10 protein-coding genes are annotated in these 10,232 nt (G+C 48.4%); 9 read left to right on the top strand and 1 reads right to left on the bottom strand.

Annotation, left to right across the window (positions count from 1 at the left end):
- From QHL1GM_RS12350 to QHL1GM_RS12335, 4 genes are all read left to right on the top strand, one after another.
- A partial coding sequence (locus QHL1GM_RS12350; RefSeq protein WP_071695994.1) for an aromatic-ring-hydroxylating dioxygenase subunit beta occupies positions 1–368 on the top strand: 368 nt, incomplete at its 5' end.
- Between the two features lie 26 nt (positions 369–394).
- A complete protein-coding gene (gene benC / locus QHL1GM_RS12345; protein WP_071694754.1) occupies positions 395–1,420 on the top strand; it encodes a benzoate 1,2-dioxygenase electron transfer component BenC in 1,026 nt (341 codons plus the stop codon).
- Positions 1,417–2,217 carry a benzoate diol dehydrogenase BenD gene (gene benD / locus QHL1GM_RS12340; RefSeq protein ID WP_071694753.1) on the top strand — a complete coding sequence of 267 codons (801 nt, stop codon included), beginning with the start codon at positions 1,417–1,419 and terminating at the stop codon, positions 2,215–2,217. The genes benC and benD overlap by 4 nt, the downstream gene beginning before the upstream one ends.
- A gap of 74 nt (positions 2,218–2,291) precedes the next feature.
- The gene (locus QHL1GM_RS12335; RefSeq protein ID WP_071694752.1) at positions 2,292–3,536 is read left to right on the top strand and encodes a benzoate/H(+) symporter BenE family transporter; all 1,245 of its coding nucleotides are present in this window, start codon (positions 2,292–2,294) and stop codon (positions 3,534–3,536) included.
- Positions 3,537–3,729: 193 nt separating this feature from the next.
- Here the strand turns inward: QHL1GM_RS12335 and QHL1GM_RS12330 are convergent, their stop codons facing one another.
- The gene (locus QHL1GM_RS12330) at positions 3,730–4,629 is read right to left on the bottom strand and encodes a LysR family transcriptional regulator (protein WP_071694751.1); all 900 of its coding nucleotides are present in this window, start codon (positions 4,627–4,629) and stop codon (positions 3,730–3,732) included.
- Between the two features lie 116 nt (positions 4,630–4,745).
- On the opposite strand from QHL1GM_RS12330, the gene mdlC reads away from it, so the two are divergent.
- The 5 genes from mdlC to QHL1GM_RS19935 all read left to right on the top strand — a co-directional run bounded on the left by mdlC (position 4,746) and on the right by QHL1GM_RS19935 (position 10,221).
- Positions 4,746–6,341 (top strand): benzoylformate decarboxylase, encoded by a 1,596-nt coding sequence (mdlC, locus tag QHL1GM_RS12325; RefSeq protein WP_217648546.1) that lies wholly within the window; start codon positions 4,746–4,748, stop codon positions 6,339–6,341.
- 2 nt (positions 6,342–6,343) lie between these two features.
- Positions 6,344–7,504, top strand: a complete 1,161-nt coding sequence (locus QHL1GM_RS12320) for an alpha-hydroxy-acid oxidizing protein (RefSeq protein WP_071694749.1) — start codon at positions 6,344–6,346, stop codon at positions 7,502–7,504.
- Positions 7,505–7,507: 3 nt separating this feature from the next.
- Complete coding sequence (locus tag QHL1GM_RS12315; RefSeq protein WP_071694748.1) at positions 7,508–8,659, top strand: mandelate racemase/muconate lactonizing enzyme family protein; 1,152 nt, start codon at positions 7,508–7,510, stop codon at positions 8,657–8,659.
- A 56-nt stretch (positions 8,660–8,715) separates the two neighbouring features.
- Entirely contained in the window at positions 8,716–9,675 is a 960-nt protein-coding gene (locus tag QHL1GM_RS12310; RefSeq protein WP_071694747.1) for a tripartite tricarboxylate transporter substrate binding protein, read from the top strand.
- A 72-nt stretch (positions 9,676–9,747) separates the two neighbouring features.
- Positions 9,748–10,221 (top strand): tripartite tricarboxylate transporter TctB family protein, encoded by a 474-nt coding sequence (locus QHL1GM_RS19935; RefSeq protein ID WP_071694746.1) that lies wholly within the window; start codon positions 9,748–9,750, stop codon positions 10,219–10,221.
- The last annotated feature ends 11 nt before the right edge of the window (positions 10,222–10,232 follow it).

Genomic DNA, 10,232 nt, shown 5'->3' with positions numbered 1-10,232 from the left:
CCTGGGACGACGACGACCAGTTGACCCGTGATCCGCACAGCGAGATCTCGCTGATCTACTACCCCAACCGCGACGGGTTAGAAGATCGGGTGTACCGCATCAAGACCGAACGCAGCGGGGCGAGTACGCCGGAGCCTCGCACCACCCACCAGGTGACCAACCTGGAGATCTTGTCCCAAGACGGCGACACAATGGAGCTACGGTTTAACTGGCATACGCTGAGCCACCGCTACAAGAAGACCGACAGCTTCTTCGGCACCTGCTTCTACACCCTGGACGTGTCCGGTGAGACCCCGTTAATCACAAGAAAAGTCGTGCAGCTGAATAACGACTATATCCATCAGGTCATCGACGTATACCACGTGTGACTTGAGGAGAGAGAGGAGAGTTAACCATGAGTTATACCATTGCCCTCAACTTTGAGGACGGCGTGACCCGGTTCATCGGCTGTAAAGAGGGGGAAACCGTTCTCGACGCCGCTTACCGGCAAAAAGTTAACCTGCCGATGGACTGCTCTGACGGCGTATGTGGTACCTGCAAAGGCCACTGCGAACAGGGCGAATTCGACATGGGTGACGAGTATCTGGAAGATGCGCTTTCCGATGAGGAAGCAGCTGAAGGCCAGGTACTAACGTGCCAGATGGTGCCTTCTTCGGACTGCGTTATTCAAGTGCCAGTGGCATCCACGCTGTGTAAAACACAGGTGGGCAAGGTTGAGGGCACGGTAGCCGCAGTTGAGCAGCTTTCCGAAGATAGTATTGAATTAGCCGTTGATTTGGATGATGCCGAGGGTCTCGCCTTTTTGCCAGGGCAGTACATTCATATTGATGTGCCCGGTACTGAGGTGCACCGCTCTTACTCTTTCAGCTCCTTGCCGGGGGATAAGCGTGCCACCTTCTTAATTCGCAACATTCCCAACGGGGTAATGAGCGGCTATTTAACCGAGCGCGCGGCGGTGGGCGAAAAGCTTACGCTGACTGGTCCGCTAGGCAGCTTCTACCTGCGAGAAGTGAAGCGCCCGGTGCTAATGCTGGCTGGCGGCACGGGGCTTGCGCCATTCCTCTCCATGTTGGCGCAATTGGTTGAGAAGGGCTGTGATGCACCGATTCATATGATTTACGGCGTCAATAAAGATGACCACCTAGTCAAAACGGATTCGTTAGATGCTTTTGTAGAAAAAATCCCTAGCTTTACCTACGCCACCGTGGTGGTCGACGAGGCTAGCGAGCATGCGCGTAAAGGTTACGTGACGCACCACATGGACGCCGAGGTAATGCATGACGGCGATGTGGACGTTTACCTGTGTGGCCCGCCCCCGATGGTAGATGCTGTGCTGAAGTACTTCGACGCTGAAGGAATCGAGCCCCAGAGCTTCCACTATGAGAAGTTCACACCTAATCAAGTGGGAGAGAGCGCATGAGCAATCAACGTTTTGGCGGCCCACGTTTTCAAGATCGAGTAATGGTGGTCACGGGTGCTGCTCAAGGAATTGGGCAGCGGGTTGCCGAGCGCGCCGCCGCGGAAGGTGCACGTTTAGTGCTAGTAGATCGGGCTAACGATATTCATGAGATTGTCGCTGGGCTAAGCAAGCAGGGATGTGAAGTGGTCGCGGTTCAAGCGGATCTGGAGACCTGGGAAGGCGCCAAGCAAGTCATGCAGGCGACGCTCAAACAATTTGGCCGTATCGATATCTTGGTTAACAACGTAGGCGGCGCGATTAACTTCAAGCCATTTACTGAGTTTACCGAGACGCAAATTGCGGCAGAGATCAATCGTTCTCTAATGCCTACGCTTTGGTGCTGCCGTGCGGCGCTCCCAACAATGGTCGAGCAGGGTAACGGCGTCATCGTCAATGTATCTTCAGCGGCAACGCGGGGTATTCACCGGATCCCCTACTCGGCAGCGAAGGGCGGTATCAATGCGCTAACCGCGTCACTGGCGTTTGAATATGCCGAGCATGGTATCCGTGTCGTCGCAACGGCGCCAGGGGGTACCGAAGCTCCACCTCGGAGAATTTCGCGAGGAACGCCGACGCCAAGTAACGAGACGGAGAAGGCGTGGTTTCAGGCGCATATCGATCAGACTAAGCAGAGCTGCTTGATGAGCCGCTACGGCACACTAGATGAAATGGTCGCGCCTATCTTATTCCTTGCTTCTGATGAGGCCAGTTATATCACCGGTAGTGTACTGCCCGTAGCGGGCGGCGACCTCGGCTAACAGTCAATAAAAACAAATAATTCTAAATAAGCATTAATTATAACTCTAAGCACAATAATCCCCTGGAGCAAACCGTGAAACATATTGAGAAAGGCATCAGCCTAAGGTATGCGCCTCGCGATTTCCTGCGTGACCTCAATGCCGACAACGCCAGTACCGGGCTAGTGGCGGGAATCTTAGGGCTCAGCGTAGGGGTCGTGCACATCAGTGCTGGCACGTCTGCGGGCCTCGACTCCTCCTTCATCATGATTTGGGTTATCAGCTACTTGATGATCAATGGCTTGTTTGGCCTATTCATGCCGGCCTATTACCGATTACCACTGCCTATGGCCAACTCCATTCCAGGTGCACTGATGTTTGCGGCCGTCATCCCGGTGGTGGGGCTGGAAGCTGCATTAGGCGCTAGCCTGATTGCGGGGGTGATTACGTTGATCGCTGGGGTGACTGGCGTGATGGGCATCGTTATGCGATTGATACCGATGCCGATAGTGATGGGCATGGTGGGCGGTATGTTGCTTAGTTTTGGCCTTAATATGGTGGAGCCATTGGAGAGTGCTATTGTGCCTACTTCCATCATGATCCTGGCATTTTTCATCTCCGCACGTCTCTTTCGTAAAATTCCGCCTCTGATTGTGGCGATGCTGGCGGGCATTCTTTACCTGGCAGCAACCGGCGTCGATCTGTCAGGTATCGAGGCAACGATTCGATTCCCCGAGTTCATTGTCCCGCAATTCACTTTAGGCGCTTTCCTAACCTACGGTTTACCGCTTGCGATCATCTTGGTGGGCATGGAAACGCCAGCGGGCGTCGGCCTGGTGAAGGGAATGGGTTACAAAGAAGTACCCGCTAATGCGATCACTGCGGTGGGTGGTGTAGGCACCATGGTGTCAGCGTTTTTCAATCTTCACAGTACCTGTATTGCCGCGCCTATGACCGGTGTCTGCGCCTCACCGGAAGCTGGAGCTCATGACAAACGTTGGGTAGCGGCGGTGATTGCCGGAGCTATCTTTGTCGTCGCTGCGCCTTTCTACGGTTATGTGGTAAGCCTGCTTGAGGCCACGCCGCGCTACTTTATCGCCATTATCGCCGGGTTGGCATTGATGCGCGTGATTACCTCATCAATGGCTATCGCCTTTGCTGGTAAAAAGCATGAAATAGGTGCGCTGTTCGCTTTTCTAATTGCTGCTTCTGGCATCCAGATTCTCGGCATAGGTTCTACATTTTGGGCATTGGTGTTGGGCGTTATTGTCTCGGCCATCTTCGAAACTAAGGACTTCGAGTTCATCTTTACCCGCAAGGTTGCCAAAAAGAGCGACTGATCTTACGCAACACCTGCAATTTGATAATGGTTATCTTCCTTAGCCCGTATCTGCTTTTGCAGTACGGGTATTATTAACGGATAGCATATGATGAAAATGCAGAAATAATAGGTTAGTTGGGACTTTGAAGCTATTGTCAAAATAAAGATAGAGATAATTTTAAATTAATAAGATTTATTATCTTTTTGGTCTTCTATATGGTTGATAGTTCTCTGTGAATAGTCTGTGTAAGCCACTGTTGTGCCACTGTATCTTCAAGCTGGTTTTCCCAATAAACGCCAACTTCAAAAGTTGGGAGTTTGATAGGAATATCCATAGCCCGCGTGTTTCCATTTTTGGCGAACATTCCAGCGACCCTGCTAGGTAGGCAAACAATCACTTCACTGTCGGGTATAATACTAGGTAATACAGAAAAGTGTGGAATCGTAAGTGAAACATGACGAGAAATTTTTAATTTTTTTAATATATCTTCAACAAGTGAATGCCCTGTTGTTCGTGATACTCTTACATGGTGTTCATTGAGGAACTGATCTAGTGTAAGTTGCTTGCCGATTCTTGGATGATTCGCGCAGACAAGACAGGTATAGTATTCTTCAAAAATAGGTAAAGAATTCACCTTTCCTTTAAGAAAGGTTAAGTTTCCAACGGCTGCATCGATACGTCCTTTTAATAGCCAATCCTCAACTTGATTCACTTCCATAGGGACAACTTCAATGGAAATGTTAGGTGCTAAAGTACGAAATTTCTTCATTAGTATAGGTAGAAGGAATACTTCACCTAAGTCTGATAATGCAATCCTAAATGTTCGTTGAGATATCGAGGGATTGAATTCTCTGGTCGATGCGATTGCCAATTCAATATTCATTAATGAAGTGCGAAATGTTTCGTAAAGTTTATCTGCCGCAAAGGTCGGCTGCATTCCATCTCGTGTTCGATGAAACAAGGGGTCGTGCAAAAGAGAGCGAAGCCGGGATAATGAATAGCTAATTGATGGCTGTGTTAGATGAACTCTTTTTGCAGCTCCACTTACACTCCCAGTTTCATATATTGCCAAAAAAACCTTAATAAGGTTTAAGTCAACTTTTGGGCTCATCATGGCTTTCCTGTAATATAGACAGTATCTATATAAAGTAGCAAAAAGTATTTATTTGTTCAAATTAATAGCCGGTGATATGTTGAGATTAAATAAAATAAATGAGATTAATTCTAGTGGAAAAAACTACATATCCGACTGTAAAAGAATCAGTTTATCAGATACTTAGAGGGCATGGTGTTAACAAGGTATTCGGTAACCCTGGCTCCAATGAGCTCAATTTTCTCAAGGATTTTCCAGAAGACTTTGATTACATTCTGTGCCTGCATGAGGGCGTCGCAATAGGGATGGCTGAAGGGTACGCTCAGGCTACTGGGTTGCCAGGCTTCGTTAACCTGCATGCCGCGGCAGGTACTGGAAATGCTATGGGTGCTTTAACGAACTCTGTGAATTCACATGCCCCGCTAGTGGTGACCGCTGGCCAGCAGGCGCGGACGATGGTGTATTCGGACCCGTTGCTCAAAAATTCAAGTGCAGTCATGTTACCAATGCCATTGGTAAAGGATAGTTACGAGCCACTTAGTGCACAGGAGGTGCCACATGCAATTAGTCGTGCACTTCACTTAGCTATGTCCCCTGCTAAGGGCCCTGTCTATGTTTCTATTCCCTACGACGACTGGGATCAGCCGATTGCTCATGATGCGCTGCACTTAGCAACACGCAAGGTTGTCCATTTTGGTGCTCCCTCTCTGGACGAACTCCAGCCATTACTAGCGGCACTTGCAAAAGCTTCCAACCCAGTACTAGTGTTGGGCCCCGAAGTTGATGCGTTGCGCTGCAATAGCAAAGCTGCGCTACTCGCCGATAAACTGCATGCACCTGTATGGATAGCGCCATCTGCACCCCGATGCCCATTCCCGACCAATCATCACTGCTTCGCAGGTATTCTCCCTGCTGGTGAGGCAAGCCTTGCACAAAAACTGCATGGGCATGACCTCATTTTAGTACTTGGCGGGCCGGTATTCCGTTATCACCAGAATGATCCGGGTGCCCTTTTACCGGAAAATTCGCAACTGTTCTTGGTGACAGGGGATGCCCAAGAGGCTGCTAGATCACCCGTAGGTGATGCCGTCGTTGCTAATGTGGATGCCGTTCTCTCTTGTTTGATAGAGCATATGACGGAGCGGGCTGGCGATTGTCCTACTTTTCGCAAGGCTATCCAGCGCGTTGAGGTTGATCACAGCCAGCTTGAGTCCAGTGCTATATTCGACATCGTCGATGCCATCGCGCCGCGCAATACGGTCTATTTGAATGAAGCCACCTCTACGATTGCTACGTTATGGGAAAGAGTAGGCATGGAGGAGCCGGGCAGTTACTACTTCGCCGCAGCTGGCGGGCTTGGATTTGCTATGCCGGCTGCACTCGGTGTCAAGCTGGCTGACCCGAAGAGACCCGTCGTTGCTTTTATAGGTGATGGTTCAGCCCACTACAGCATATCGTCATTATGGACAGCGGCACGTTATCAAATTCCCGTCGTTTTTATCATTATCAATAACAGTGGCTACGGAGCGCTAAAATGGTTTAGCCAACAATTCAAGATTCAAAATGTACCTGGTATCGAAATAGATGGCGTCGATTTTATTCAGCTATCGGAAGGATATGGTATTGCGGCGCATAGGGTTTCTACTCGCGCAGAATTTTCCCAAGTTTTCGATAACGCTATTATAGGTGATGTGCCTGTACTCATCGAAGCTACGATTGAGAGAGTTTAAGAATGACGCGCTTAAATAAAATTTACAATATAAAAGGCATGCGCGAGGCGGCTAGGACTAGACTTCCTAGGATCGTCTTTGACTATCTTGAGGGTGGTGCAGAAGATGAATGCGATCTAACAGAAAATAATATCAGTTATGATCGGTGGAAATTCAAGCCACGCCGCTTAGTCGACCTTTCTACAGTCGATCCAACAACGGAAATTCTCGGTAGTCCAGCGTCGTTCCCTGGCGTAGTCGCCCCGACAGGCCTGAATTCATTATTTTGGCCAAACGGTGATATAGCGTTGGCTCGTGCTGCCGCTCGCGCGGGTATTCCCTTTGTACTGTCGACTGCTTCAAATGACTCGCTTGAAACTGTCGCCGCGCAAGCTGACGGAGAGCACTGGTTTCAGCTTTATGTAATCGAGAAGACGTTAGCAACCAGCTTGGTTAAGCGAGCGAAAAGTTTGGGTTACAGCAAGCTGGTTATTACCGCAGACGTCGTGTTTAACGGTAAGCGCGAAAGGGACTTAAAGAATGGCTTTGGCTTACCCATGCGCTACAGCCTAAAAACGATTTTTGATGGTGTTACCCATCCTGCTTGGACGATGGACTACTTAAAGCATGGTACTCCTAAACTTGGCAACTTAGCCAATGAGGAACTTTCTCCCGAGGCACGGGCCGCTTTACTTCGTCGATCTATGGATGCCAGCTTTACCTGGAATGATTTAGCGATGATCCGCGATTTGTGGCCCGGCCAAATCATTTTAAAGGGCATATTGCACCAGGAAGATGTTGATAAATGTCAACAATACGGAATTGATGGCATCGTTCTTTCAAATCATGGTGGACGACAGCTAGATACAACGATGAGTCCTGTGGATGCACTTGCAAAAATAAGCTCAGAATCCCTTGAAGGACGTATTTTAGTGGATGGGGGGATTCGCCGTGGGCGAGATATTGTCAAAGCTAAAGCGTTGGGGGCGTCCTCAGTATTGATTGGACGTGCTGCTCTTTACGGACTCGCTGCGGCAGGCGAGGAAGGGGCTTTTAAAGCGCTGACTATTCTCAAGGAGGAGTTTGAAGGATGCATGAAGCAACTGGGTTGCCCCACAGTGGATCAGTTAACCAGTGATTTAGTTGAACACGCCTCTCAACAAGAAAACAGTAGGAGTATTTGATACATGAAAATTGTAGATGTCAAAGCAACCGCCGTTAATGTACCGGCAGAATTTTCCTCCTGTGGGAAAACTAAAAAAGCCACGCTGGGTATTTGTGTGGTGGAGATAACCACGGATGACGGTCTGGTAGGCGTGGGTATGACAGCTATTACGGAAGAAGAAGTCGTCGCGTTTACCATCAACAATATTATTGCACCGGCAATAATGGATGACGATCCCCTTTGCACAGATAGAGTCTGGAATAAATTATATTGGTTGCTGACGCCACGCGGCCAATCAGGCTATGCCTGCCACGCGATAGCGGCTGTGGACATCGCTCTCTGGGATATTAAGGGACAAGCGCTAGGCCAACCAATCTGGAAGCTTCTAGGAGGCGCCCGCGACAAAGTCATCACCTACGCGACCATCGGTTTCGACTTCTTTGACAACGATCAGTTGGCGGAGGTCGCAAAAACCTGGCAGGCAGAGGGGTTTAACAAGTTTAAAATGGTTGTGGGCCACAATGCGCTTAAACGCCGCGACGAGCCCAGGCCGGTATTAGAAGCCGTTCGTAACGATATCAGCCGAGTCCAAACCCTCCGGGAAGCAATAGGCGAAGAGGCTGAAATTTTCATTGATGCCAACTGTAACCTTGATCCTTATCATGCCGCTTGGCTAGCTGAACGGGTTGAAGAATACAATATCTCTTTCTTTGAAGAACCTTTAATCGGTAATGATCCTCAGCAACTAAACCAGCTGCGTTCTCGAACTCGTATTCCATTAGCCGGTGGCCAGAATGAAGGACAGTCATCAAAATTTAAGCAACTGTTGCTCAACGACTCCCTGGATATTTTGCAGCCCAATGTGGCCATTAGTGGGGGCTATACACAGTGCGCCAAAATTGCAGGTATGGCAGAAGCCTTTAACACCGGTATAGACAACGGGGGCGCGTGGCCCTTTCATAACCTTCATCTACATGCAGGTGTAAGAAACGGTGGCATGGTCGAGTACCACATCTTCGCCGTCAAATGCCTTGAGCAAATTTTCATTGGTTTACCAAAACCGGAGAACGGCTTCCTGCACGCCCCCAGTGAGCCAGGTCTGGGCTTTACATTAAACCAAGATGCATTGAAAGAACTTGCCAAGATGCCAACTTCAAAAGGAATGGGTAAGTAATTATTAAGCGCTAGCTCCATACTGCATAACTACTTAATAACAACAGGAAAATCATTATGAAGACTCTTATGACCGCTCTCTTAACAACGGTGGCAATGACAACCGCCTCTTCAGGTCTCGCAACGGAGAGTTATCCAACCCAACCTATCAGACTAATTGTCCCTTTTGGTGCGGGTGGTGGAACCGATGGTTTGGCCCGTGCTATTCAGCTATCTATTAATAACAACAATCTACTCCCAGAGCCCATTGTGGTGGCCAACGCCCCAGGGGCGGGTGGCGCTGTAGGGACGCGACAGTTACTCGCCTCGGATCCTGACGGCTATACCATTTTGCAGATACACCAAGAAATGTTCGCTGCGTCTGCCATTGAACGTGTCGATTACACGCCAAAAGATTTTGAACCCATAATACAAGTTAGCGAAGCCTGTATGTTTGTTGCTGTTAAAGAAGATTCTCCCTATACCAGCCTAGATGAGATGATCAGTGATATTGACGAAAATCCCGCTGATTTCCGCCAAGCGGATGATATTGGAGGAGCTACCCACTTTCCTTCCGTACAGCTGATGAATGCGGCAGGCGTTCAGTGGCCGATTGTTCCAGTCGGCGCAACGTCAGCTAGGTTTACCTCATTGCAAGGTGGCTTTACACAGATGGCGTTGCTCTCTCCCCTATGGTTAGAGCGGGCAGCGGGGAAAATAAGGCCCCTCGCGGTATTAGGCAATGAGCGTTATGACTTTGCTCCGGATTTGCCAACGGCCAAAGAACAGGGCTATGACGTAACGGCTTGTTTAAATCGACGTTACTGGGCACCTGCTGGAACCCCACAAGAATATATTGACGTACTGGCGGATACCATTGAAGCAGCAGCCAACAGCGAAGAAGTGCAGAAATATTTAGCAGAGTCCGGTGAAGTATTGAAGATCGTCAAGGGAGAAGAATTAAGTGACCTTGTCGATAAGGAGTATGCTTCATTTGTTGAAGTAGCAGAAACTGTAAAAGGTAGTTTGTCTAATTAACATTGATAAGTGAAAAGAGGGGGTAGGTATGCACCTGCTTCCTCTTTATGACACACCTCCCTGGAGAGCCCAATGATAACTATATTCAGGCTCAGATATGAAATTAGTTTTTTAGTCTTATCTTTGACGATAGGTGTATTAATTTTAATCAGTGCGAGAGGGCTTCCGGAACCCACGTACGAGCCTATGGGAGCCGCCGCCTTCCCAAGCGGTATAGCCTCCATTACTGTTTTTTTAGTTGTCTTAAAAGTATTCCGGATTTTCGTTGAAAAGAAAAACCTATTAAGCTTTGAAGACGATGAGGAAAGCCAGCTAAGCTTATTAAAATCTTTTTGCATGCTGCTTATTTTTATCGTATTTGTAGCCTTGGTTTGTCTTTTTAATATTAGTTTTTGGATCTGTGCGTTTTTGTTCATGCTGTTGGCAATGGCTTTTCTTAAAAGGCCTAATAGCTTTAGGAATTTTGCTGTTCAGTGTGTGTTTTTAATATTTTTCTCACTCGTGTTGGATTACGTCGTAACCGATATCTTGTATTTCAATTTTTGACGTTATTTTAA

Source organism: Halomonas sp. QHL1, assembly GCF_001882345.1.
In the GTDB taxonomy this organism is placed as follows: domain Bacteria; phylum Pseudomonadota; class Gammaproteobacteria; order Pseudomonadales; family Halomonadaceae; genus Vreelandella.
Note: the sequence above shows the minus strand (reverse complement) of the source record. Positions and strands in the feature narration are given on the sequence as shown.